This is a genomic window from Lactobacillus kefiranofaciens, assembly GCF_014656585.1.
GTDB classification, from domain to species: domain Bacteria; phylum Bacillota; class Bacilli; order Lactobacillales; family Lactobacillaceae; genus Lactobacillus; species Lactobacillus kefiranofaciens.
The window spans coordinates 1,650,303-1,675,758 of record NZ_CP061341.1 but is presented as its reverse complement, the minus strand read 5'-3'; the positions used below and the strand labels follow the sequence as shown (position 1 = coordinate 1,675,758).

Below are 25,456 nucleotides of genomic sequence, written 5' to 3'. Positions count from 1 at the left end.
TATGTGCTACAAGCATGTAAGTCTCTTTTTCTTTTAATTAAGGAGGGAAAATGATGGCTAAGAAATATTATACTGAGTCGATTCCCGATGTGGAAAAAGAGTTAACTACTTCTATTGCCAATGGTTTAACTGACCAAGAAGCTAAAAATAGGTTAGCTAAATATGGCCCAAACGCGCTGACATCCAAGAAAAAAGAGAGCATGTTTATGCGTTTTATCGATCAATTCAAAGATTTTATGATCATTGTGCTGATCGTTGCCGCAATTTTGAGTGGCGTGGTCGCACATGAGTGGATCGATGCGGCAATTATTATGATCGTGGTTATCTTGAATGCAATCTTAGGAGTGATTCAAGAGTCACGTTCAGAAGCCGCAATTGAAGCATTGAAGGAGATGGCGACGCCAGATGCGCATGTTCGGCGCGGCGATGCAATTATCACTGTTCCAAGTACTGAATTGGTACCGGGCGATATTGTACTGCTTGAGGCCGGCGACGTTGTCCCCGCTGATTTACGACTAGTAAAAGCCCACAGTTTAAAGATTGAGGAATCAGCTTTAACTGGTGAATCGGTTCCTGTTGAAAAGAGCAATGAAACTCTGCAAGACGGCGACATTGCTTTAGCTGATCGACTCAACATGGCATATTCCAACACCAATGTTACTTATGGTCGTGGTGAAGGGATCGTTACTGAAACTGGAATGAACACCGAAGTCGGTAAGATTGCGACGATGTTGAACAATGCCGATGAAACGGATACGCCACTTAAGCAGAATTTGAACCACTTAGGCAAGATTCTGACTATTATGATCTTGGCAATCTGTGTGATTGTCTTTGCCGTAGGGATGTTCACCAAGCAAGGAACGATGCCAACGGATAAATTGGTAATCGAAATGTTTCTGGTCGCCGTTTCCTTGGCTGTTGCTGCAATTCCAGAAGGTTTGCCAGCAATTGTCACAATTATTTTGGCCCTGGGAACACAGACCATGGCTAAGCACAAAGCCTTAGTTAGAAAATTGCCTGCCGTAGAAACGTTGGGTGCGACGGATATCATTTGTTCTGATAAAACTGGGACATTAACACAGAACCGCATGACCGTGGAAAAACTTTATTACCAGGGAAATATTCATGATAATTCTGAAAAAATAGAGGATACTAACCCAGCGCTACTGGCAATGATCTTGGCTAATGATACGAAGATTGAAAACGGCGGTGACTTATTAGGTGACCCAACTGAAACTTCGTTGATTCAATATGCTTTCGATCAGGATATTGATGTGGATGCATTGCTTAACAAATATAAGCGGGTTCAAGAAGTACCGTTTGATTCAGAAAGAAAATTGATGTCCACCGTTAATCAAGATGGAAATAGATTTTTCGTTGCAGTTAAGGGTGCACCTGATGAATTATTAAAGCGAGTAACCTCTGTAGCAATAAACGGAGAGCTTTCACCAATTACTGATACGCAACGACAAGCAATTCTCGCTACTAACCGATCAATGGCTAAAAAAGCTCTACGTGTCTTAGGCTTAGCTTATAAGCGTGTTGACCAGCTGTATGATAATCCAATAACTGATAATGTTGAACAAGATTTGATTTTTGCTGGACTAGTGGGCATGATTGACCCTGAACGGCCTGAAGCTAAGGCTGCTGTAGCGGAAGCACATAGTGCCGGGATTAGAACTGTCATGATTACTGGTGACCACCAAACAACGGCTCAAGCCATTGCGGAAAGATTAGGAATTTTACAGCCAGGTCAAGACGAACGTGTTTTAACTGGTGCACAATTAGATGAATTAAGCGATGATTACTTTGTTAAGCACGTCCAAGACTATAATGTCTACGCTCGTGTTTCACCAGAGCACAAGGTGAGAATTGTAAAGGCCTGGCAAGCCAATGATAAGATCGTAGCCATGACTGGTGACGGTGTTAACGATGCCCCAAGTCTGAAGCAAGCCAACATCGGTATTGGCATGGGGATCACAGGTACTGAAGTTTCAAAAGGTGCCAGTGATATGGTCCTAGCCGATGATAATTTTGCAACTATCGTAGAAGCGGTCAAGCAAGGGCGCAAGGTCTTTAGCAATATTCAAAAAGCCATCTTGTACTTAATGAGTTGTAATGTTGGTGAGGTTTTAACCGTCTTTATGATGACGATGTTAGGTTGGGATATCTTGCAACCAGTGCAATTATTATGGATCAACTTGGTAACGGATACTTTGCCAGCGATTGCCTTAGGGGTTGAACCGGTTGAGCAGGGAATTATGAAACGCAAGCCGCGGGGTAAGAAGTCTAACTTCTTCAGTGGCGGTGTGGCTAGCTCAATTATTTATCAAGGGATCCTGGAAGGGGTCTTGGTATTAGGCGCTTACCAATTAGGTCTGCATGTTGGTCCGCATATTAATGAGCCAGCCTTGCAGCATGGGGATGCCTTAACCATGGCTTTCCTGACCTTGGGCCTAATTCAATTATTCCATGCGATTAACTCGAAGCACTTGCGGCAATCTATTTTCAGCAAGGGTACTTTTGTGAATAAATGGTTTAACGGTGCGATTATTATCTCAGCTTTAGTGATGGCTGCAGTTGAACTGCCATTTATGACCAGATTCTTCGATGTGACAGAGCTTGATGGCGGTCAATGGGCAGTCGTTCTTATTGCTGGAATCTGCATGATTTTGATTGTCGAAATCGTCAAGTTCTGCCAAAGAAAAGCTGAAAAAGAATAAAGTTTAACAAAAATAAAGAAAAAAGCTTGGTTTACTCAAGCTTTTTTTATATGCTTAACTCAGATTATTTTGAGGAAGTAAATTGATGAAAAGTTTTTTATTTCGCCTTTATTTGGCATTCATGAAATTTAGAGCGCGTTTTACCACGATGGAGAACAATAACGTGGTAATTCTAAATGGTTCAGGTCGCTCTGGTTCTAATGGCTATGCTTTTTATAAATGGCTATTGCTTAACCATCCCGAATATAACGCTACGTTAGTTGAACCTTGGCCATCATCGCATTTGAAGTGGGAGGCCTGGCAAAAAATTGGGGCAGCACGCTACGTGATTACGACGCACCAGCCGTTTAAGGTACGCAAGCATCAGATCAACGTGCAATTATGGCACGGCGTACCGCTAAAGCGGATGGGTATCATGGCTAACAATACTCGTTACCGCGACAATAAGCGCAATGAAAAATTATGGCATAAAAATGCGGATATCGTAGCCTCCAGTTCAGATCTTTACGAGACATTGATGAGTGCCTGCATGGCAATTGAAACTAAGAAATACCATAAATTAGGTTTCCCTAGACTAGATCTGTTAAAGCAGCCAGTGATTAGCAAGCAGCAACTGCTAAAAGATTTATTTAATATTGCTGATCAGGATGCTCAAATTGGGATCTACATGCCTACTTTTAGATATGAATTAGAAGATAAAACCATTATGGATAAAATTAAAAAAGGCAACTTCTTTGCTTTTACTGACTTTGATGGGGAAAAATTAAACGGGGAGCTTAAGAAACGCCACCAATATCTGATTGTCAAGCTGCATCCCTATGAGATGCGCTTATTTGCCAACTTAAAAAGCAATTACTCCAACATCGCTTTTTTAAACAATGATTATCTGTTTGATCATAATTATGATCTGTATGAATTATTAGGCGATACGGACTTCTTGATGACAGACTTTTCATCGATTTATTTTGATTATTTGCATTTAAATAAGCCAATCGTCTTTGTCACGAACTTTTTGCGTCAGTATGAAAAAACACGGGGCTTGCTGCTGGGGCCTTATGCTGAGATTGTGCCGGGTATCTGTATTAATTCTGAACAAGATTTGATTAATAATTTGGATCATTTGGACAACCAGCAAATAGCCAATCGGCGACTCTATTGGCTTCATTTGACTAGTCAGGTGCAAGACGATTCGTATTGTGAGAACGTCTTTAAGTACATGACGCAAGAGTTTAGAGGGTGAGTACATGCGCAGAACATTTTTAAATATACTCTATAACGCGGTTTACCAGATTCTTATTGTTCTTGTACCGCTAATTACTGTTCCTTATTTATCTAGGGTATTGGGCCCAAAAACTTATGGTATCTATAGCAGCGTTAATAATACCGTGCAATTTTTAATGATCTTCTGTATCTTATCTGTCTCTTATGTAGGGATGCGGACAATTTCTAGAATGCGCACCTATGGCACGCCAGCTGAGCTTACTCAGGCTTTTTGGGGCTTATGGTACTTTCAGGGAATCGCTGGATTGATTACTATTGCAATTACGGTTTTAGTGACTACTCTTTTTCATATTCAATATTGGTTCTATTTGTTGTTAATGGTGCCATATTTGATTAGTGCCCAAGTGGATATCTCCTGGTTCTTTCAAGGACTAGCCGATTTCGGCCGGGTGGTGTTAAAAAATACTGCGGTTAAGCTAGTCAGCGTAGTCTTGATTCTGTTGTGGGTAAAAGGTCCAACGGATCTATGGAAGTATTTGTTGATTATGTCTGTCTCTACGATGCTGGGCTCCTTTGTCTTCTGGTTTGACATTCGCCGTTATGTCGGCGGACCAGTGGCGCATTTTTATAAATTTAAAAAGACGGCGATTGCGATTGGTACTCTAATGATTCCGCAGATCGCGACGCAAATTTATACATCATTAGATAAACCAATTTTAGGTATTTTCTCTAATTCAACGCAGGTATCTTTTTATGATAATTCACAGAGAATTTCTAATATGATTTTGGGAGTAATCACCAGTATTTCTTTGGTAATTATGCCGAAAATGGCTAGTGAAGGGGTAAAAGCTCAGAAGGTAGTCATGAAAAAATCGTTAGAAGCGACAGTGATGCTAGGGACGTTATTTGCGGTGATTATTATGGCGAATACGAAGCAATTCGTGCCGTTCTTTTTTGGCGATAAATATATTCCGATGACGCCTCTCATGTTTTGGTTCACGCTGACGATTATCATGATTCCAACTGGTGGCGTCTTTGCCAATCAATTTGCTTTAGCTAATCAGCGCGATAAAGATTATGCTGTTCCCGTGGTAATTGGGGCTATACTTGAAATTGTCTTAAGCTATCTGCTTGATCGACCATATGGCGCGATGGGCGCAATGATTGCCATTTTAATTACGGAAGCCGTAGTTTTAGTATTGCGTTTATGGGTTGTGCGCGATGGCTATCAATTTACCTATGTTTTCCATGATGTGCCCAAATATTTATTAATTGCAGTAATTACTTTAGCAATTGGAATGTATTTGCCTAACTTAATTCCATCTGCTTTCTTTAATATGGCTGTCAAGTCAATTATCATGTTAGCGATTTATCTAGGTTTGATGTTTTTGTTTAAGCTGGACTTTAATCAAGATATAGTTAAATTGCTTAAGAATTTCTGTAAAAGGGGATAAAAAATGATTCCGAAAATAATTCATTATGTGTGGGTAGGTCGCAATCCGAAATCTCCTTTGATTAAGGAATGCATTGCTACCTGGAAAAAGAACTTGCCAGATTTTAAAATTATTGAATGGAACGAAGATAACTTCGATATGCATGAAAATAAGTATATCGAGCAGGCCTACAAGGCAAAAAAATGGGCCTTCGTGTCAGATTATATTCGTGCACGAGCTATTTATGAACAAGGTGGCATTTATCTTGATACGGATGTGCGGGTAATTGCTGATTTGACTCCGCTATTAAATGATCGAGCTTTTATTGGCTTTGAGAATAATGATTATCTGTCGGCTGCAATTTTTGGCGCGGAAAAAGAACATCCTTTCATGCAGGATATTCTAGATTATTACAAGGATCGCAGTTTCGAATTTGATAATAATAATCAGATGGCAGGAGTTAACAGTGTTTCTGTTACTGATATTTTAATTGACAAATATGGTTTAAAAATCGGTAATCAAGAACAAATGCTAAAAGAGAGGATTCATGTTTATCCTGATGGCGTCCTGTGCAATCCCTCTCCAGAATCTAAATCGATCCATTTGTTTACCGGGACCTGGATGAATGGCAGGCACTCTTTTAAGCATAAGATTGTAACGACTCTGAAGCGCCACATTAATACGCCTAAAGGGGCAGGAAGATACGCCAAGTGGATTCGATGAATCAGCAAGAACTGCAGCAATTAGTTGAGCAGATATCGCGGCAGTATTTTCATAGACAGTTTATTCATCAAGTAAAGATTAATCGCCGCATGACGACTACTGGAGGCCGTTATCATCTTGATGATCATCATTTAGAGATCAATGCTCATTTTTTGACGCCACAATATCATGATTATTTGATTGGCATTATCAAGCATGAGCTCTGTCATTATCATTTGCATCGATTGGGCTTGGGCTATCAGCATAAGGATCGCGACTTTAAAACTTTATTGCAAAAAGTGGGTGGCAGCTGTTATGCGCCAGATATCGGCTTGCGTAGGCAGAAAAAATATAATTATCTTTATGTTTGCGCAAACTGCGGTTTGCATTATCCTCGCATGCGCAAAATCAATACGCGAAGATATCGCTGCGGTAAATGCAAGGGGGCCTTGCGTTTAGCTACAGTTTTTGAAAGAAAAAAGAATAAAATATAATTAATTTCAATTTTCCCTTGCACATCTGCTGTTTTTAGGCTATTATAGTTAATGTTCCGCGGGCGTGGCGGAATGGCAGACGCGCAAGACTAAGGATCTTGTGATCGCTTTAGATCGTGGAAGTTCGAGTCTTCTCGCCCGCACTAATTAGAAGTCGCAGTCAGCGACTTCTTTTTTTACAAAAAAATCGGGTATACTTGTCTTAATGGATTAAAGGAATTGAAATTATGGCAAAAAAGCGTAAATCAAGAATACCCAAGAGCGTAAAAATCGTTGTTCGCGTATTCATCATTTTATTTATTTTATTGGTTGCTTTTATTGGTTTTCATTATTACCGCAGGTACGCGATTCAGTCTGAACAGATTCGCCAGGCTCAATTGCAGCGCCAGCAAGAGGCAGCGAAATTATTAAAGCAGCGCAAGGCTTTTATTAAAAAGATTGGTCCTATTGCACGTGAGGTGGACAAGTCTTATGATTTATTGCCCAGCATCACTATTGCTCAGGCCTGCTTAGAGAGTAATTATGACCAAAGTGCTTTGTCTCAAAAGTATAATAACTTGTTTGGGGTAAAAGGCAGCAATCCTAATACTTCTGCCGTGATGACCACTAAGGAATACGTCAAGGATAAATGGGTCACGGTTAAGGCGAGATTTCAAATATATGACTCATATGAGGCTTCAATTAGAGCGCACGCTAGATTATTCCAGAATGGAACAACGTGGAATCACGACCAGTATAAGCATGTTCTTGCCTCTAAGAATTATCAGACGCAGGCCAAGGCATTAGTTACTGATGGCTACGCGACAGATCCTAATTATGCGGATAAGCTGATTAATTTAATTGAGCAGTTTAATTTAGAAAAATATGACAAGTAGTTCAAAGCAGCAAAAATTTAGCTGCTTTTTTGCTATAATATTTAAGTTACATTAGAGATTTTATTTAGGTGAAGGGGACAATAATGAGCGAAGAATCTATTTTAGCTGGATTAAATCCGCAACAGAAAAAAGCAGTCGAGACTACTGAAGGACCGCTTTTGGTCGTTGCCGGAGCAGGTTCTGGCAAGACTTCTGTTTTAACAAGACGTATTGCTTACTTAGTTGAAGAGAATCATGTTGCGCCATGGAATATTTTGGCCATTACCTTCACTAACAAGGCGGCAGCTGAGATGCGCGAACGTGAACAAAAATTGCTGGGTCCGGCTGCTGAAAATATTTGGATGTCGACCTTCCACGCCTTGTGCGTAAGAATTTTGCGTCGGGATGCCGATAAGATTGGCTATGACCATAATTTTTCAATCGCGGATTCCGCGGAACAATTGACTCTAGTTAAGCATATTGAAAAGGATCTGAACATTAATCCTAAGATGTATGATCCACGTGGAGTCTTATCAGCGATTTCTAACGGTAAGAATGATCTGTTGACTCCGGAGGCCTTTACTGCGAGTGCTTCATCGCCTTTTGAGAAGATGACGGCTAAGATTTATCAAGAATACCAACGCAGATTGCGTCGCGATCAAATTATGGATTTTGATGATTTGATCATGCAGACCTTAGTTTTATTTAAAAAAGATCATGAAGTTTTAAAGCATTATCAAAATAAGTTCCGTTATATTCTTGTTGATGAATACCAGGATACCAACCAAGCACAATATGAGTTGTGTCATGCTTTAGCTGCGCAATATAAGAATATCTGCGTCGTGGGGGATGCTGACCAGTCAATTTATGGTTGGCGCGGCGCCAATATGGAAAACATCATGAATTTTGAGCAAGATTATAAGCAGGATGGCGTTAAAACGGTTAAATTAGAGCAGAATTATCGTTCAACCGGTCATATCTTGTCTGCTGCCAACTCAGTTATTAAGAATAATCAAAATCGTAAAGATAAAAACCTGTGGACTGATCAAGGCGATGGTCAAAAAGTGACCTATTATCAAGCTCAAAGTGGTGATGATGAGGCGCACTATATTATTGCCAAAATTCAAGAAGAGGTAAAAGACAAGCACCGTTCTTATAAGGACTTCGCGATTTTGTATCGGACTAATGCTCAGTCTCGAACAGTCGAAGAAGCCTTCGTTAAGTCAAATATTCCTTATCAAATTGTGGGCGGACATAAATTTTATGATCGAAAGGAAATCAAAGATATTATGGCTTACTTGAAGCTGGTAGCTAACCCAGCGGATACAATGAGCATGAACCGGATTATTAATACTCCTAAGCGAGGAATTGGTGCCGCAACTGTGGAAAAGTTATTAACTTTTGCGGATAATAATCATTATGACATGTTAGATGCGATGACTTACGTGGGCGAAAGTCCAATTAATACGCGGGCAGCCAAGAAATTAAGCGATTTTGGCATGAAAATGCGTGATGCCATTGCCTATGCGCAGAATCATGGCGTAACCGGCTTAACTGAAAAAATCTTAACGGATTTTGACTATACTGATGCATTAAGAAAAGAAAATACTATTGAATCAGAAACCCGTTTAGAAAACTTGGATGAATTCTTATCCGTTACCAAGCGTTTTGACGATCATTATGAACCAGAAGAGGATGATTCTAAGCCGTTGAGCGATTTCTTAGCTGAAGTATCGTTATTAAGCGATCAGGATGACTTGGATGAAAATGATGATCAAGTAGCTTTAATGACCTTGCATGCCGCCAAGGGGCTAGAATTTCCAGTGGTATTCTTAATTGGCATGGAGGATGGGCTATTTCCTCTTCAGCGGGCAATGATGGATGATAATGAATTAGAAGAAGAACGTCGTTTGGCTTATGTGGGCATCACGCGGGCTAAGCAGGAGCTATTTTTGACGAGTGCATATTCACGCATGATGTATGGCAGAATGCAGAATAACTCACCTTCAAGATTCTTAGATGAAATTGATGCTAAAGACTTGCATAAAGAAGAAAATGAACAGCTAGAACATAGTTTTATTAAGTCTAGTTTTACCGCGCAAGCCGCACCTTTTGCCAGAAAAGAAGAACGTGCTCGTGCTCAGGTTTATACTGCTAAGAAAGCCGCTGGTGCTGTCGGTGCTGAAAAGAAGGGTTGGAGCGTTGGCGATCAAGTAGAACACAAGGCCTGGGGGCGTGGCGTGGTCACCAAGGTTAACGGAACAGGTGACGATATGGAACTGGATATTGCCTTCCCAGCTAAGGGGATTAAGAGACTCTTAGCTGCGTTTGCACCGATTAAGAAGGTATAATAAAAGTAAAAGATTTTTTATCAGGAGGTAAAAATGGCAGAAATTACTCTTGATGAGGCTAAAAAAGAAGCAGCTTCACTTAGAACCCAATTAAATGAATGGGCTGACGCCTACTATTCTAAAGATGCGCCGGAAGTTGAAGATAATGTTTATGATCAAAGCTACAATCGTTTGCTGGAACTTGAAAAACTTTATCCACAGATCGTTACGCCTGATTCGATTACGCAAAGAGTGGGTGGAGAGATCGATAGTGATTTTACCAAGGTCAATCACCCGATTCCGATGTTATCGATGGGGGATGTTTTTTCTAAAGATGAACTAAAGGAATTCGATCAGCGGATGCAAAAGCTGGTCGGCCACCCTGTCGCATACAACGTTGAATTAAAAATTGATGGCTTATCGCTTTCCTTGGAGTATGAAAAGGGCAAGTTAGTGCGTGCTTCTACTCGTGGCAATGGTTATGTTGGTGAAGATGTTACGCAAAATGCGCGCTATATTGCAGATATTCCGCAGACCTTGCCAGAACCTTTAACCACAGAAGTGCGCGGTGAATGTTATATGGGTAAGGAAGCCTTTGCCAAATTAAATGCTGAAAGAGAAGAACAAGGCTTAAGCGTTTTTGCCAATCCGCGTAATGCCGCAGCCGGTTCATTGCGCCAACTAGACCCTAAGGCAACCAAAAAGCGGCAATTAAGCACGTTTATTTATACCTGGGTTAATCCGCCACAAGAAATTACCAGCCAGCATCAGGCCATTAACCGCATGCATGAATTAGGCTTTCATACTAACGAAACAGGGCGTAAGCTGGCTAGTCTTGCTGAAGTGTTTGACTTTATTGATGAATATACCGCTAAGCGTAATAGTCTAACTTATGGAATTGATGGAATTGTCTTAAAAATCGATGATCTAAATATCGAACAGCAATTAGGCAATACGGTAAAGGTGCCACGCTGGGAAATTGCTTATAAATTCCCACCGGAAGAGCAAGAAACGACTGTCCGTGATATCGTGTGGACAGTAGGACGTACAGGCGTAGTAACGCCGACAGCGGTCATGGATCCAGTTCAATTAGCTGGAACTACCGTGGCTCGGGCTTCTTTGCATAATCCAGATTATTTGAATGAAAAAGGCGTCAGAATCGGTGATACAGTTAAGCTGCACAAGGCTGGCGATATTATCCCGGAGATTTCTGAGGTAGTGCTTGCTAAGCGACCAGCAGATTCCAAGCCATATTTGATTCCGGCAACTTGTCCTTCCTGTGGGCAAAAATTAGTTCACTTAGAAGATGAGGTTGCTTTGCGTTGCATTAATCCATCTTGTCCAGCACAAGTTGAGGAAGGCATTATCCACTTTGCTTCTCGTCCTGCAATGAATATCGCAGGCTTGGGGCCTAAGATTGTCAAGCAACTCATTGCTAAAGACTTAGTCTGCAATGTAGCCGATCTTTATCACTTAACCGCGGATGATTTAGCGCAGCTTGATCATTTTAAAGAAAAATCAATCAATAATTTGTTAACCGCAATCGATAATTCGAAGGCTAATTCAGTTGAATTATTGATTACTGGTCTAGGAATTGATCATGTTGGTGCCAAAGCTGCTCGCTTAATTGCCCAAAAGTTTAAAAATCTTGCAAAGATTATGGCACAAAGCGTGCAAGATATTGCTTCAATCGATACAATAGGCATGACGATTGCTGAATCAATGACTACGTACTTTGCTCAGCCAGAAGCACAAAAGTTAATTGAAGAACTTAAAGAAAGCGGCTTGAATATGGATTACTTGGGTGAAGATGAGCCTGAAGAAATTCCAGATAATCCTTTTAAGGATCAGACAGTTGTTTTGACTGGCAAATTAGAGCATTATACTAGAAGCGAATTCACAAAGAAATTGCAAGCTTTGGGAGCTAAAGTTATAGGATCAGTTTCTCATAAGACTAATTATGTAATCTACGGCAAGGATGCCGGCTCTAAGTTTAATAAAGCTCAGCAATTAGGCGTACCGCTTCTAACTGAAGAAGAAGCAATTGCACAAATTGAATAAAGGAACAATCATTGTGAAAAAATATTTGCAAATTATGGCTTTAGTCGGAGCTGCACTGACCTTGAGTGGCTGCGGTAAGTTAAAGGATTCTAGTTTAGCCAATAATGCAACCACTACTTCAACTACTAGAAAAAAGAGTTATCAAACAACGAATACTGGTAAGAATGGCTATACCGTTTTGATGAAAAATGGACGCTATGTGATTAGTGAAATTGCAGGTTTAACGGCAACGGATAATGATAATTCTGTTGATACGCGAGAATTAGAACGAGGTCTGATCAAGATTTCCCAAAACCAGTTTTCACCTAATCAATATGTTTTTCAAGAAGGACAATATCTTGATACATCAACGGTAACGGATTGGTTAAGTAGAAAGTCTAAATCTAATCCTAATGGATTAAATCCAGTAAATAATGGCAAGAAAGATGCTAATAAGCGTAATCCAATTTATTTGGAAGAGATTATTGAGCAAGATTATTTGACCGGTTTAGGATCTAAGTATCAAATTGGTGGCATGAGCTTAGGTTTAGCCATGAATTCCGTTGATTATTACCAAAAGAAGCGTAACGGCGCTGAATTTCAAACAGATATTTCGAGAGCCGAGCAACGTGCCCAAGGCGAAAAAATGGCCAATGAGATTGTTGCTCGGTTGCGTAAGAAAAAGGCTTTGAAGAAGATTCCGATTACGATTGGTTTATTCTCAAAAACTGGAAAAGATTCATTAGTTGGCGGAACTTACTTCGCTTACGGGACAGCGGCGTCTAATAGTAGTAAAATAACTAAATGGAAATCCGTGTCGGAAAAAATGCAAGTTTTGCCGACCACTGGTAATGAAAAAGCAATTAATAGCGACGATGCATCGCACTTCAACGATTTTAAGACAGCTATTCAAAATTATTTCCCTAATATTAGTGGGGTAACGGCAACTTTGCGTTATGATAATGGCAAGCTGGCGCAAGAGAATATTTCGATTACGACCCAGTTTTATGGTTATGAACAAATTCAAAGTTTTACGCGTTTAGCTCTGTCAACGGCAAAGAAGTATTTGCCTAATAATATTCCAATCGAAATTAAGATTGGTTCAGTTGATGATGTACAAGCATTAATTGCCAAAGAAACCGGCGATAGTGATTATCTAGTCCATGTATATGGCGGCGAATAGGAGGTATTTCTTAGTGGAAATCACAAAAGATACCATTAAACACGTTGCGACTCTTTCGCGACTTGCGTTTAATGAAGAAGATTTAGATAAATTTACAGATCAAATGGGATCAATTATCAACATGGCCGATCAACTTAGCGAAGTTGATACTGAAGGCGTTGCTGAAACGGTTCAAGTTGTTGATCGTGATACTGTCTTAAGAGAAGACAAACCTGAACACTGGCAAGGTGAAGACAGAGAAACATTAATGGCCAACGTTCCTGAAAAGGCTAACGGCTACATTAAGGTTCCTGTAATTATTAATAAGGATGAGGACGAGTAATGAATTACTTAAACGAAAATATTGATTCATTAAACAAAAAGCTTGCCAGCGGTGACTTATCAGCAGATAAGCTAGCTAAAGACACTGTGGCAAACATTAAAGACACAGATAAGAAGTTAAATGCTTGGATCACTGTTTTAGCTGATGCTAAGCCTGCAGAAAATCTTGACTATTCAAAGAGCAAGCTTGCAGGTATTCCAATTGCTATCAAGGACAACATCATCACTAACGGTGTAAAGACTACTGCTGCCAGTCATATTTTGTACAACTACATGCCAATGTATGATGCTACAGTTATTTCTAAGTTGAAGAAGGCTGGCGCTACCTTTGTTGGTAAGACTAACATGGATGAATTTGCCATGGGTTCTTCAACTGAACATTCATACTACGGTGCTACTCACAACCCATGGAACTTAGACAAGGTTCCTGGTGGTTCATCTGGTGGTTCTGCAGCTGCAGTTGCCAGCGGTCAAGTTGTTGCCGCACTTGGTTCAGATACTGGTGGTTCAATTCGTCAACCTGCCGCATTCAACGGTATTTTTGGGATTAAGCCAACCTACGGCCGTGTATCACGTTGGGGCTTGATTGCCTTTGGTTCTTCTCTTGACCAAATTGGTGTGATGACTAAGCGTGTTAAGGATTCAGCTGAGGTTCTTAATGTGATTGCGGGTGCAGATGACCACGATTCTACTGTTTCAACTCGTGAAGTTCCTGACTTTACTAAGTTCATTGGTCAAGATGTTAAGGGCTTGCGTGTTGCTGTTCCTAAGGAATATATGGAAGCAGTTAGCGGCGAGATGCGTGAAGTTATCCAGAAGCAAATTGATGCTTTAAAGGATGCTGGCGCAGTTATCAACGAAGTATCATTGCCACATACTAAGTATGTTGTTCCTGACTACTACATCATCGCTTCAAGTGAAGCTTCATCAAACTTGCAAAGATATGATGGTATCCGTTACGGCTACCGTGCTAAGGATACCAAGAACTTGCTTGATGTTTACGTTAAATCACGTTCTGAAGGCTTTGGTACAGAAGTTAAGCGTAGAATCATGCTTGGCTCATTTGCACTTTCTGCTGGTTCATACGACAGATTCTTTAGACAAGCTGCCAAGGTTAGAACTTTGATTTGCGATGACTTTGACAAGATCTTTGCCGAAAACGATGTTATCGTTGGGCCAACTACTACTGAACCTGCATTTGATATTGGTAGTGAAGTTTCAGACCCAATCAAGATGTACAACAACGATATTTTAACTATTTCTGCCAACTTAGCAGGTATTCCTGCAGCTAGTGTTCCAGCTGGTTTAGTTGATGGTATGCCTGTTGGCTTACAAGTTATGGCTAAGCGCTTTGATGAAGGCAACGTCTTCAAGACTGCTGACTTTATTGAACGCACTAACAAGTTTTATAAAAAAACACCAACTGGAATGGAGGATTAATTGAATGAATTTTAAATCGACTATCGGACTTGAAGTCCACTTCGAATTAAAGACAAAGAGCAAGATTTTCTCTCCTTCACCAGTAACTTATGGTGCTGAACAAAACACGGAGACTAACGTTATTGACTGGGCTATGCCTGGTACCTTGCCAATGGTTAACAAGAACGTTTACCGTTTAGGTATTATGGTTGCCATTGCAACCCACGCTCACATTTTGCCAACTACTCACTTCGACCGTAAGAACTACTTCTATCCTGATAACCCAAAGGCTTACCAGATTACTCAGTTCTTCCAACCACTTGCTCGTGATGGTTACATCGAAGTTGAAGTTCGCGGCAAGAAGAAGAGAATCGGTATCCACGAAATGCACATCGAAGAAGATGCCGGTAAGAACACTCATGGAACCAACGGCTTCTCATACGTTGACTTAAACCGTCAGGGCGTGCCACTACTTGAAGTTGTTTCTGAACCTGACATGGAAGACCCAGAAGAAGCTTACGCTTACCTTGAAAAGTTACGTAAGATCGTTCAATTTACTGGTGCTTCTGACGTTAAGATGGAAGAAGGTTCAATGCGTGTTGATACCAACATTTCTATCCGTCCTGTAGGTCAAAAGGAACTTGGTACTAAGGTCGAAATGAAGAACTTGAACTCATTTGACCACGTACGTCGTTCACTTGCTTATGAAGAAAAGCGTCAAGAACAAGTATTGCTTGCTGGTGGTCACGTTCAGCTTTCAACTCGTCGTTTCGACGAAGCAACTGGCAAGACTGTTTTGGAACGTGTTAAGGAAGGTGCTTCCGACTACCGTTACTTCCCAGAACCAGATATTGCTCCTGACCACATCAGTCAAGATTGGATTGATGAAATTGCTAAGGAATTACCAAAGGGGCCATTTGCTCGTTACGACGACTATGTCAACAAGTATGGCTTAAAGCCTTATGATGCAAATGTTTTGCTTCAAACTAAGGAAAGCTCAGACTTCTTTGATAGTGCCGTTGCAGCTGGTGCTGATCCAACTTTGGCAGCTAACTGGATGAACACTCAAGTAAATGGTTACTTGAACGATCACCGCGTAAGCTTGAATGATATTAAGCTTACTCCTGAACACTTGGCAGAAATGATTAAGTTGATCAAGGATGGTACTATTTCATCCAAGATCGCTAAGAAGGTCTTTGCCGAAACTATCAAGAATGGTACTGATCCTAAGAAGTACGTTGAAGACAAGGGTATGGTTCAATTATCAGATACTTCAGTCTTAGCTCCAATGGTTAAGAAGGTCGTTGACGATAACCCACAATCAGTTGAAGACTTTAAGAATGGTAAGGACCGTGCAATTGGTTACTTGGTTGGTCAAATCATGAAGCAAACTCGTGGTAAGGCTAACCCTAAGATGGTTAACAAGTTGCTTAACCAAGAATTGCAAAGTCGTTAATTTTAGAACGTTAGGTAGTAATTATGACTAGTAAAGCAAGATTAATTTATAATCCTGTATCCGGTCACGAGCAGATGCCCAAGAATGTGGCCGATATTTTAGATGTGTTAGAGCAGGCCGGATATGAGGCTAGTGCTTTTAGAACAACACCTGAAGAAAATAGTGCTCGCAATGAAGCTACTCGTGCTGCTAAGGAAGGTTTTGAGCTAATCGTGGCAGCTGGTGGCGACGGGACAATCAATGAAGTAGTTAACGGAATTGTCTTTTTGGAAAAAAGACCTAAGATGGCAATCATTCCGGCAGGGACTACCAATGATTATGCCCGTGCATTAGCTATTCCGCGTGATAATATTCCAGATGCTGCTAAGGTAATCTTAAAGAATAAGACACGCAAGATGGATATCGGTAAGGCAATTTTTGGCAATCAAACTCAATATTTTGTAAATATTGCTGCCAGCGGTTCTTTGACAGAATTAACTTACGGCGTGCCATCTGAAGTAAAGTCAGCTTTAGGTTATGCGGCATACTTAATCAAAGGTGCAGAAATGTTGCCACATTTGACTGAGAATGAGATGCGCTTAACCTATGATGATGGTGTTTATGAAGGTAAGCTTTCCATGTTCCTGTTAGGGATGACCAATTCAATTGGTGGTTTTGAACAGGTAATGCCTGATGCTGAATTGAGCGATGGTTTATTCCAATTGATCGTGGTTAAGCCTTCTGATCCTGTCAGCATGATGAAGCTGATGGCTTTAGCCTTGAATGGGAAGCACGTCGATGATCCGAACATCATTTATACCAAGACGCGTAGCTTGAAGGCTGAGCTAATTGGTAAGAGTGCAGGACAAGATTTGCCAGTTAACCTTGATGGTGAAATTGGTGGGTATTGTCCGGTAGAATTCAAGAACTTGCAACAACGTATTGAATTCTATGTTGGTAAATAAAAGTTGAAATTGTAAAAATAAATGGAGCTTAGTCAATCGTGCTAAGCTCCATTTTTTAGGTGAAAAATGTTTAAGTTGCATAAAGTATTCGATAGTCGACATTATCGAAGATTATCGTCAGTTCAGAAAGAAGAATTAAAAGAGGCGCGGGATAAAGTACATCAGGCGCAACAAAAAGAACCTGAGAGATTGCGAGAACACCTCGAAACTTTCAATGATGCCGTGATTGCGATCATTATTACGATAATTGTTTTGCAAATACAGCCAGCTTTTAAGGCAAGTCAATATTTAGAATTTTTAGGAAATATCGTAATTTTCATTATTGCTTTCTTTATTATTGCGGATTTTTGGTATGATTTGCATATAGCTTTTTCTTATTTCATCTTTAAGCCTGACAAAATTACTGCAATTTGTGATTTTTGTTTGTTAGCTACTTTATCTCTTTTGCCCGTGATGACCAAGTGGATCATGATGCGTGATTCTGCTTTTGCGGTAACAAATTTTGGGATAGTGTATTTCATTGCTCAGATTTTAAAGGTTTTTGTGCAATACTTTGGAGCAAAGCCACTAATGCGTAGCTCACAGGTGATGAATATAATGATGGTAAAAACGTCAGTGCATAGAATTATTCTCGTGTTTCTTTTGACATTATTTTTAATATTGTTATCACTAGTTGTGCCTAAGGTGGCTATGTTCTTATATATTCTTATTCCATTTATTTCATTTTTGATGCCAAATAATAGTCGTGGCTTTAGATAAAAAAATAGATGCAGATTTTTTCTGCATCTATTTTTTATTAAAATTAATCGCGATCTCCGCCCATGCCGAAAATTTGAAGCAAGAACAAGAAGATGTTCACGAAGTCTAAGTAAAGTTGCAAAGCACCAAGTACGGCTAAACCATTAGTTGAAACTTGGCTACCGTAGTTGTTGTAAATTGCCTTCATCTTTTGTGCATCGTAAGCAGTCAATCCAGTGAAGATTACTACACCGATGATTGAGAAGACGAAGCTGGCAACGGAATTGCGCAAGAAAATGTTAACAACCATTGCAACTAACAAACCGATCAAGGCAGCACTTAGGTAAGAACCCATGTTGTTCAAGTTCTTCTTAGTAAATGTACCAAAAACGGCCATTGCTCCGAATACAGCGGCAGATGATACAAATGCCGTACCGATTTGAGCTTGGGTATAGAAGCCAGCTAAAAGTGCAAATTCAAAGCCATAAATGACAGCTAAGATCATTAACATCACAAAACCTGCAACTGGATTTCTAGTAGCTTTGAAATTGATGGCCAATGATAAACCGATTGGAACAAAAAGAATAATCCACATCATTGCAGGTGGCATTTGCATCACTGCTGATCTAAAGACAGTCATGGTCAAAAATGCGGCAAGTGCTGAAACTAAAACGGATAGTCCCATGTAGCCGTACATTTTTGAAAGAAAACCGTTTACTTCTGAAACGTCATGAACTTCACGACGTCCAGGATTTGAAAAGTTATCCATATTATATGTCACTCTTTCTTTTATTTAGTTGTCTTATATATTTTAACGTATTTAGAAAAAAAGTATAGTATTGCTGTTTATAGCACTAGTTTTTAAGGTTTTCTTATAAATGAGTTATTTGAGGCAAAGAAATTTTTTATAAACAATATTTCCCGTATAGTTAGATTAAGGAAGTGATTGTATGGATAAAAAATATTCAGATAATGAAGTGCGTGGAGAACGCAGCAGCCGACCAAAGCAGGTGGAAAAACAAGCTTTAACTTTAAGTTTTACCAAAAATGCTTGGGACAAATATCGACAACTAACAGGGTCACAGAAGACGTTTATTGATCGTGAATTAGACGATTTAAAATTTAATCAAAATAGACAAAAAAGTAAACAGGTTAATGCAGAGCTTGATCAGGTACTTGTTTTTGAGAAAAATGGTGCAGAGATAGTAATTACGGATATTGTGTATGAACCATATCGTGAAAGCAAAGAGCATAAGAAGGCTCAAATCAGGATGGAAGATATGAATAACTAAAAAAGAGTGCTTTGGGCACTCTTTTTGTCTTAAAATCTATTTCTTATCCTTAGCCCACTTCAAACCGATACCAGTAAATCCACTGATGATTGAGAATACTGGTGAAAGCAAACTGAAGAATGCAAATGGCAAGAATTGAAGTACAGGTACGCCCAAGGTAGTAGCGGCAAATGAACCAGCAACACCCCATGGGATTAAGTAGTTGATAACACTACCACCATCTTCAAGCACGCGGCTAAGTGCAAGTGGTGAAAGCTTAATTTTATCAAAGGCAGGCTTAAATGCACGACCTGGCAAAATTACTGATAAGTATTGTTCACCAACAAACAAGTTGATACAGATACCTGAAAGAATAGTAACGGTAATTAAACGACCTGGTTTTCTTAAATGCTTAACAAGTGGTTCCATTGCACTTTGAACTACGTTAAATTTCATTAACATCCCACCTAATGAAAGAGTAGAGATGATTAAGGCGACTGTCGCCATCATGCTGGAAATACCACCACGAGTAAGCAGAGCGTTAACAGAAGCATCGCTAGTTTTAGCTACGAAACCATTCATAATTAAATTATTCAATGATTGTACTGATTCATGAGGATTTTGAACGAAAATCATGATCACAGTTGCTGCAATGTTGATGAAAAGAGTAGGGATAGCTGGTACTTTACGCCAAGCGCAAAGGAGCATAAAGACGATAGGTACAACTGCCCACCAAGAAATAGAGAAGTTGGTTTGTAAAACGTGAGAAGTACGTTCAATCTTAGTTGGATCCATATGACCACTATTGCCAAGAATCCAGAACAAAATCAAGGAAACAACAAATGATGGAATAGTTGACCACATCATGTTCTTGATATGGGCAAATAACTCACTTTCGGCAACTGCAGATGACAAATTAGTTGAATCTGATAATGGAGACATTTTATCGCCAAAAACGGCACCTGAGATGATTGCACCGGCAACCAAAGCTGGATTGGCGTTCATGCTGGCACCAATACCAAAAAGGGCGATACCAACTGTAGAAATAGTAGTAAAACCACTACCAATAGCGACACCAACAATGGCACAGGCGATAAAGACTGATGGAACAAAGAAGCTGCCACTGATTAAATGAAAACCAAGAACCATGATGGAAGGGATGATTCCGGCTTTAATCCAAAGACCAATCAAGGCCCCAATTAAAATAAAGATAAAAATCGGAATGATTGCAACGCCGATTCCCTCTTTAATACCATCTTGCACGTCTTTCCAAGTGAAGCCGCGAAATCTTGCCCAAAAGGTGAGCAAAAGAACCGTGAATAAAACAGGGACTTCTGGTGAAAGACCGAATTTAATTACTGAAATACCTAGAATAGCTAATAAAGCTATGAGGATGATAATTGATTCCGTAAAGGAGACCTTTTCCTTTTTCATATGTTTTCCTCCAAATAAAAAATCCCGTTGACTTAAATAGTCAACGGGACGACGATAGCCGTGGTACCACCCACTCTTTCAAGCGTAAGAGCTTGAATCTCTATCAGATGGTAACGGTTCTGAAAAGTTATCCGAACAATATTGAATCACGATGTAATTCGTCTAACTTCGCCTGACTGGTTCGCACTAACCACCAGATCTCTGAACGCTTAACGAAGTAGCTACTTTGTCGTTGATTGTTGGAAATTATAATAGCAAGATTAAAAAAATATGTCAATACTTTGGATAAATAATTTTGTAGTAGCTTTGGATCAAGTATTATAATAATAAAGAATTAAATGGTTTATTAAAAAGGCTGGTTGTTTATGGAAAAAAATCAAATTATCGATTTAGAGATTACTGATCTTTCATATGAGGCAATGGGTGTTACCCATTACAATGGAATGACAGTATTTGTAACTAATGCTCTTCCAGGAGAAGTAGTTAGTGCCAAAATTTTAAAAGTTAAGAAGAACTTTGCTTTTGCTAAAATTGAAAAAATCAAAAAAGAAAGCCCTGACCGAGTAAAGGTTAAGTTAAATCAAGGAGTCCAATCAGGCTTGGCTTCTCTTGCTCATATTAAATATGATAAGCAGCTTGATTTTAAGCGTAATCAAGTGGTTAACCTCCTTAAGAAGGCCCATCTTGAAAATATTGAAGTGGGGGAAACTTTAGCTAGTCCCGAAGAAGTAGGTTATCGTAATAAGGCGCAAGTTCCTGTGCGTGAAGTAAATGGTCAACTAGAAATTGGTTTCTTTAGACGTCATTCACATGATTTGATGCCTTTGACCCACTTCTTTACCACTGATCCTGAAATTGATCGCGTGTTAGTAGCAGTAAGAGATATCTTGCGTAAATACAAGGTACCTGCTTATGATGAGATCAATAATAATGGTGAGGTGCGTTACCTTGAAGTTCGCCGTAGTAAATCGACTGGCGAGATGATGGTAATTTTAGTTTGCTTGCATAAAGATTTTATGCAATTACCAAATGTAGCTGCAGAAGTTAGTCAAATTCCAGGTGTTTCTGGCTTGATTCTAAATCATAACCCTAAGAAGACTAATGTCATTTTAGGGCCAAAGGATTATTTGGTCTTTGGTAATGATCAAATTACTGACCAAATTGGAGACTTGAAGTTTAGAATTTCATCTCAAAGTTTCTTCCAAATTAACTCTTTGCAAACGCCACGTTTGTATAATTTAGCAATCAAACAGGCTGATTTGAAGCCAGATGATGTAGTAATTGATGCTTATTCAGGTATCGGAACTATTGGATTAAGCGTTGCTAAGCATGTTAAGGCTGTGCGAGGAATTGAAGTAGTTCGGGATGCGATCAAGGATGCCAAAGATAATGCTAAGCTTAATGATATTACTAATGCTAAGTATTATTTAGGCAAGGCAGAAGAAATTATGCCACGTTGGGCTAAGAGCGGCTTAAAGACAGATGTGGTATTCGTTGATCCGCCAAGAAAGGGATTAACTCCTGAATTTATTAACGCTGCTGTTAAGACAGGACCTAAGAAGATTGTTTATATTTCATGCAATCCAGCAACATTGGTGCGTGATTTGCAATTGTTCCAAGAAAAAAGTTATGAATTTAATCGAATTGATCCTGTTGATATGTTCCCACAGACTCCACATGTTGAGAGCGTTACTGTCCTGAAACGTACAAAAAATAGCCGACAAACCGCGCTCTGACGGCATTTATAGATGATTGAAAGTGTACTTTTTCCCTTCTGAACTATTGGAAATAGTACACTTTTTCTATTTGAAGCTAGCGGGTCGAGTGTTCTATGTCCTATTTCGATAGTCGAGTAGTCGAATGTCCAGTTTGGTAGGTCGTGTCGATTAGGGTAGTGAAAGTAGAAGTGAGCCTTGATATGGTAGCGTTTGTGGTATGTACGAATCGGTCAGTTTGGTACTAAGGAGTGAGTTAACGAAAATAATATTGAATTTATGCTAATTCGGTTAAAATATCGAAAATTCGCAGGAGAGTTGTATACTCGACGTATATGACAAAAATTATTCTTTTTAAATACGGTAGATTGTAAAATTTAAGTTGAACATTTAAGTGGACAGAAAAACCCATCAAGGTCTTTAATGGTGTTACCGCACAATCCATTAGAAAGAAGGACCTTGATGAGCACCACTATTTTATCATTCCAGAACCGTGTTGTCATTGAAACGCTTCATAATGAAGGACGTTCCTTGCGATACATCGCTAACTACTTAGGCTTTAGTAAGACCACCATCTTTAACGAACTTCACCGGCTAAATAGTGAGTACCAGGCTGGGCTAGCGCAAACTGACTTTGAACGAAAGGTTAGTCAACGGGGGCGGAAGTCTTCGCTCATTAAAAACCTTAAACACTTGATCGAGGAAAAGATTCAAGTCCAGAAGTGGTCCCCTGAACAAGTTGCCCATGTGGTGGGGATTGCCTACAAGACGGTCTATAACTGGATTGATCAAGGATGGCTTGATATACAGTTGCCCGATTTGCCTGATCATGGAATTCGTCGTCATCGTGCTAAAGAAAAGCGTGGTACGTTCAATCACGGCCGCTCCATTGAGGAGCGGCCTCATAAAGTCGAAACTCGCCAGGAATTCGGCCACTTTGAAGCTGATACCGTATTTTCTGGTAAACGTAAAGGTCAAGCTGTGGCTACTTTTGTGGAGCGTAAGAGTCGCCTGACAATTGTTAAACGGCTCCATGGTCGCGACAGTCAGTCCATGACTCAAGCCGTACTTGAACTAGCTAGTCAACTTCAAGACAAGCTCAAGACGCTTACCGTAGATCATGGTAAAGAGTTCGCTAACTATCAGACAATTGAACGGCGAACTGGTACACAGGTTTATTTTGACCATGCCTATTCACCACATGAACGCGGTAGTAATGAGAACCGTAACCGAGTTTTGCGGCGCTTTATTTCCAAAGGCCAAGCCATTGAAGAACTAAGTGATTACCAACTGGTTCAAATTAATTGGTATCTGAATTCACGGCCACTTAAATGTCTTAATTGGCATACACCAATCGAGAGCTTCTTGCTTAATCTACGTCACTAAATTCGTTCAAGTTATTTCTTGCAATCTGCCATTTAAAATAAAAAACGAAAGATGGCTCGAACCCCCGTCTTCGTTTAAAGAAAGGACCATCTTTCATGGATTATTCTACCAGAACTGCCCTTGGGATTAAAGATTCCCACTTAGAATTAGATACTGCCCATTTCAAAAATGTGATTGAAAGCCATGATAACCAAGTGGTTGTTCATCTCATTCAGTCTTATCCTTTACGCTGCCCGCGTTGCGGCCAATTAATGCTTAAAAATGGCTTCAAAATAGTTAACGTACTGGGACCAAGTCTACATTACCAACCAACTATTTGGTCGATTCGTAATCAAAAGTATCTTTGTAAACCTTCATCAGCTTGTCCATCAACGATTACGGAGTTGGCTAAGGTCAAGGACATTAAATATCGTCATCACATCAGCCAAGCAATTAAACAACAGGTGATGATACAACTAACTGCCAATGAGTCCCAAATTGATATCGCCAAGGAACTGGGAATCTCTGACTGGACTGTTAGACGGGTTATCTTTAACCTGGATCAATTTTTCAAACCAAACTATCATTGGTTACCTCGCCATATTGCCTTTGATGATTTTAAATCTGGTCGCTTTGCACCCAGTGGAATGAGTATGATCCTGATGAACATTGAAAATCATCGTACCATTGATATTATTCTGTCACGACGTAATCGCTACTTGCGTAATTACTTTCTGCGCTACGATCGTGCGGCTCGTCTGGCAGTGCGCACGGTTACGGTTGACCTGTATACGCCTTATCGTCATCTTATTCATGGACTATTTCCCCATGCCATAATTATTGCCGACCACTTTCATGTGGTCGCTCAAGCTTACCGGGCTTTGAATAAAATTCGGGTTAAAGCTATGAACCAAGCTGGCAATGGGAGCCATCAATGGCGGGCACTCAAGCATTTCTGGAAATTAATCCTAACCCCAGCGGGGTTACTCAAATATGATAACTATTGGTCACGTCGTAATTTTGGCTATACTCAGTTGACCGACGTTGAAGTTATTCAACGCTTACTGGCTTTCAATGATGATCTTAAACAAGCTTATCGTTATTATCAGGACCTTATTCTCGCGATCAATCATCGTAGTAAGGATGAACTCAATCATTTACTCGCGATTAAATGGACCCAGCTTCCCCAATCACTTCAAAAAGTTCAACGGACTCTCCGGAGGCATCGTAAAGAGATTATCATCAGCTTTAAATATGGTGACTACACGAATGGTCCAGTCGAAGGAACTAACAATAAGATCAAAGTTATTAAACGAACTGCTTATGGCTTTCGTAACTTCTTTAATTTTCGGGCTCGAATCCTGCTTGCCCTTCCTAACTCATACTTTGCCATCAACTGGAAGAATAAAAGAACAGCTCATGTCCAATCTCAGACACGAGCTGTTTGAAAAGTTATTCAAATTTTTCTATCAGTACTTCTTGACGAAGAGCCATAAAAAAGAACTGCTCCATCAAAAGCAGTTCTTCATAATATTAGACAAATTATTGTGGAACAACATTAGTCGCTTGAGGTCCTCGACCGCCTTGTTCAACATCGTAACTAACTTTTTGCCCTTCCTCAAGACTCTTAAAACCGTCAGTTTTAATTGCTGAAAAGTGTACGAATACATCTTTACCATCTGAACCAGTGATAAACCCAAAGCCCTTATCAGCATTAAACCATTTTACAGTACCAGTTTGCATATATATCCTCCTAGGAATCAAACCAAAGTAACCAAATTGAATTAACATCTAAGAAAATAATAGATAGCAA

General features: G+C 39.8%; 21 protein-coding genes and 1 tRNA gene. 19 read left to right on the top strand and 3 right to left on the bottom strand.

Annotated features, from left to right (window positions below; all coding sequences use genetic code 11):
- Positions 1 to 53: 53 nt before the first annotated feature.
- From ICI50_RS08205 to ICI50_RS08135, 15 genes are all read left to right on the top strand, one after another.
- Positions 54 to 2,723: a calcium-translocating P-type ATPase, PMCA-type gene (locus tag ICI50_RS08205; RefSeq protein ID WP_188891487.1), complete on the top strand. Its 2,670-nt coding sequence runs from the start codon at positions 54 to 56 to the stop codon at positions 2,721 to 2,723.
- Between the two features lie 85 nt (positions 2,724 to 2,808).
- On the top strand, positions 2,809 to 3,963 hold the full coding sequence (locus ICI50_RS08200; protein WP_013854615.1) for a CDP-glycerol--glycerophosphate glycerophosphotransferase: 1,155 nt from the start codon (positions 2,809 to 2,811) through the stop codon (positions 3,961 to 3,963).
- Between the two features lie 4 nt (positions 3,964 to 3,967).
- Entirely contained in the window at positions 3,968 to 5,398 is a 1,431-nt protein-coding gene (locus tag ICI50_RS08195; RefSeq protein ID WP_095342123.1) for an oligosaccharide flippase family protein, read from the top strand.
- 3 nt (positions 5,399 to 5,401) lie between these two features.
- Entirely contained in the window at positions 5,402 to 6,100 is a 699-nt protein-coding gene (locus ICI50_RS08190) for a glycosyltransferase family 32 protein (RefSeq protein ID WP_188891485.1), read from the top strand.
- Positions 6,097 to 6,573 (top strand): SprT family protein, encoded by a 477-nt coding sequence (locus ICI50_RS08185; RefSeq protein WP_056940857.1) that lies wholly within the window; start codon positions 6,097 to 6,099, stop codon positions 6,571 to 6,573. The genes ICI50_RS08190 and ICI50_RS08185 overlap by 4 nt, the downstream gene beginning before the upstream one ends.
- Before the next feature lie 58 nt (positions 6,574 to 6,631).
- A tRNA-Leu gene (locus tag ICI50_RS08180) sits at positions 6,632 to 6,716 on the top strand.
- A gap of 84 nt (positions 6,717 to 6,800) precedes the next feature.
- Positions 6,801 to 7,448 carry a glycoside hydrolase family 73 protein gene (locus ICI50_RS08175; protein WP_013854611.1) on the top strand — a complete coding sequence of 216 codons (648 nt, stop codon included), beginning with the start codon at positions 6,801 to 6,803 and terminating at the stop codon, positions 7,446 to 7,448.
- 83 nt (positions 7,449 to 7,531) lie between these two features.
- Positions 7,532 to 9,778, top strand: coding sequence for a DNA helicase PcrA (pcrA, locus tag ICI50_RS08170; RefSeq protein WP_188891483.1), 2,247 nt, complete (start codon positions 7,532 to 7,534; stop codon positions 9,776 to 9,778).
- Between the two features lie 33 nt (positions 9,779 to 9,811).
- On the top strand, positions 9,812 to 11,818 hold the full coding sequence (gene ligA / locus ICI50_RS08165) for an NAD-dependent DNA ligase LigA (RefSeq protein WP_188891482.1): 2,007 nt from the start codon (positions 9,812 to 9,814) through the stop codon (positions 11,816 to 11,818).
- A gap of 13 nt (positions 11,819 to 11,831) precedes the next feature.
- Positions 11,832 to 12,980, top strand: coding sequence for a CamS family sex pheromone protein (locus ICI50_RS08160; RefSeq protein ID WP_013854608.1), 1,149 nt, complete (start codon positions 11,832 to 11,834; stop codon positions 12,978 to 12,980).
- Positions 12,981 to 12,993: 13 nt separating this feature from the next.
- A complete protein-coding gene (gene gatC, locus ICI50_RS08155; protein WP_013854607.1) occupies positions 12,994 to 13,302 on the top strand; it encodes an Asp-tRNA(Asn)/Glu-tRNA(Gln) amidotransferase subunit GatC in 309 nt (102 codons plus the stop codon).
- Positions 13,302 to 14,741 (top strand): Asp-tRNA(Asn)/Glu-tRNA(Gln) amidotransferase subunit GatA, encoded by a 1,440-nt coding sequence (gatA, locus tag ICI50_RS08150; protein ID WP_013854606.1) that lies wholly within the window; start codon positions 13,302 to 13,304, stop codon positions 14,739 to 14,741. Before gatC ends, gatA begins: the two co-directional genes overlap by 1 nt.
- Before the next feature lie 4 nt (positions 14,742 to 14,745).
- Positions 14,746 to 16,176 carry an Asp-tRNA(Asn)/Glu-tRNA(Gln) amidotransferase subunit GatB gene (gene gatB, locus ICI50_RS08145; protein ID WP_013854605.1) on the top strand — a complete coding sequence of 477 codons (1,431 nt, stop codon included), beginning with the start codon at positions 14,746 to 14,748 and terminating at the stop codon, positions 16,174 to 16,176.
- A gap of 23 nt (positions 16,177 to 16,199) precedes the next feature.
- A complete protein-coding gene (locus tag ICI50_RS08140; protein ID WP_013854604.1) occupies positions 16,200 to 17,120 on the top strand; it encodes a diacylglycerol kinase family lipid kinase in 921 nt (306 codons plus the stop codon).
- 66 nt (positions 17,121 to 17,186) lie between these two features.
- Positions 17,187 to 17,879, top strand: a complete 693-nt coding sequence (locus tag ICI50_RS08135; protein WP_013854603.1) for a TMEM175 family protein — start codon at positions 17,187 to 17,189, stop codon at positions 17,877 to 17,879.
- A gap of 43 nt (positions 17,880 to 17,922) precedes the next feature.
- Here ICI50_RS08135 and ICI50_RS08130 read toward each other — a convergent pair whose 3' ends face one another.
- Positions 17,923 to 18,627: a Bax inhibitor-1/YccA family protein gene (locus tag ICI50_RS08130; protein ID WP_054640363.1), complete on the bottom strand. Its 705-nt coding sequence runs from the start codon at positions 18,625 to 18,627 to the stop codon at positions 17,923 to 17,925.
- A gap of 181 nt (positions 18,628 to 18,808) precedes the next feature.
- On the opposite strand from ICI50_RS08130, the gene ICI50_RS08125 reads away from it, so the two are divergent.
- Complete coding sequence (locus ICI50_RS08125) at positions 18,809 to 19,150, top strand: hypothetical protein (protein WP_003626893.1); 342 nt, start codon at positions 18,809 to 18,811, stop codon at positions 19,148 to 19,150.
- Between the two features lie 36 nt (positions 19,151 to 19,186).
- Here the strand turns inward: ICI50_RS08125 and nhaC are convergent, their stop codons facing one another.
- Positions 19,187 to 20,563 carry a Na+/H+ antiporter NhaC gene (gene nhaC / locus ICI50_RS08120; protein WP_013854602.1) on the bottom strand — a complete coding sequence of 459 codons (1,377 nt, stop codon included), beginning with the start codon at positions 20,561 to 20,563 and terminating at the stop codon, positions 19,187 to 19,189.
- Positions 20,564 to 20,928: 365 nt separating this feature from the next.
- On the opposite strand from nhaC, the gene rlmD reads away from it, so the two are divergent.
- The 3 genes from rlmD to ICI50_RS08105 all read left to right on the top strand — a co-directional run bounded on the left by rlmD (position 20,929) and on the right by ICI50_RS08105 (position 25,091).
- Positions 20,929 to 22,299, top strand: coding sequence for a 23S rRNA (uracil(1939)-C(5))-methyltransferase RlmD (rlmD, locus tag ICI50_RS08115; protein ID WP_188891480.1), 1,371 nt, complete (start codon positions 20,929 to 20,931; stop codon positions 22,297 to 22,299).
- Positions 22,300 to 22,740: 441 nt separating this feature from the next.
- Positions 22,741 to 23,664 (top strand): IS30 family transposase, encoded by a 924-nt coding sequence (locus tag ICI50_RS08110; protein ID WP_188891478.1) that lies wholly within the window; start codon positions 22,741 to 22,743, stop codon positions 23,662 to 23,664.
- Between the two features lie 95 nt (positions 23,665 to 23,759).
- On the top strand, positions 23,760 to 25,091 hold the full coding sequence (locus ICI50_RS08105; protein ID WP_188891476.1) for an ISL3 family transposase: 1,332 nt from the start codon (positions 23,760 to 23,762) through the stop codon (positions 25,089 to 25,091).
- 94 nt (positions 25,092 to 25,185) lie between these two features.
- On the opposite strand, the gene ICI50_RS08100 is transcribed toward ICI50_RS08105, so the two are convergent.
- Positions 25,186 to 25,386: a cold-shock protein gene (locus ICI50_RS08100; protein ID WP_013854598.1), complete on the bottom strand. Its 201-nt coding sequence runs from the start codon at positions 25,384 to 25,386 to the stop codon at positions 25,186 to 25,188.
- Between the last annotated feature and the right edge of the window lie 70 nt (positions 25,387 to 25,456).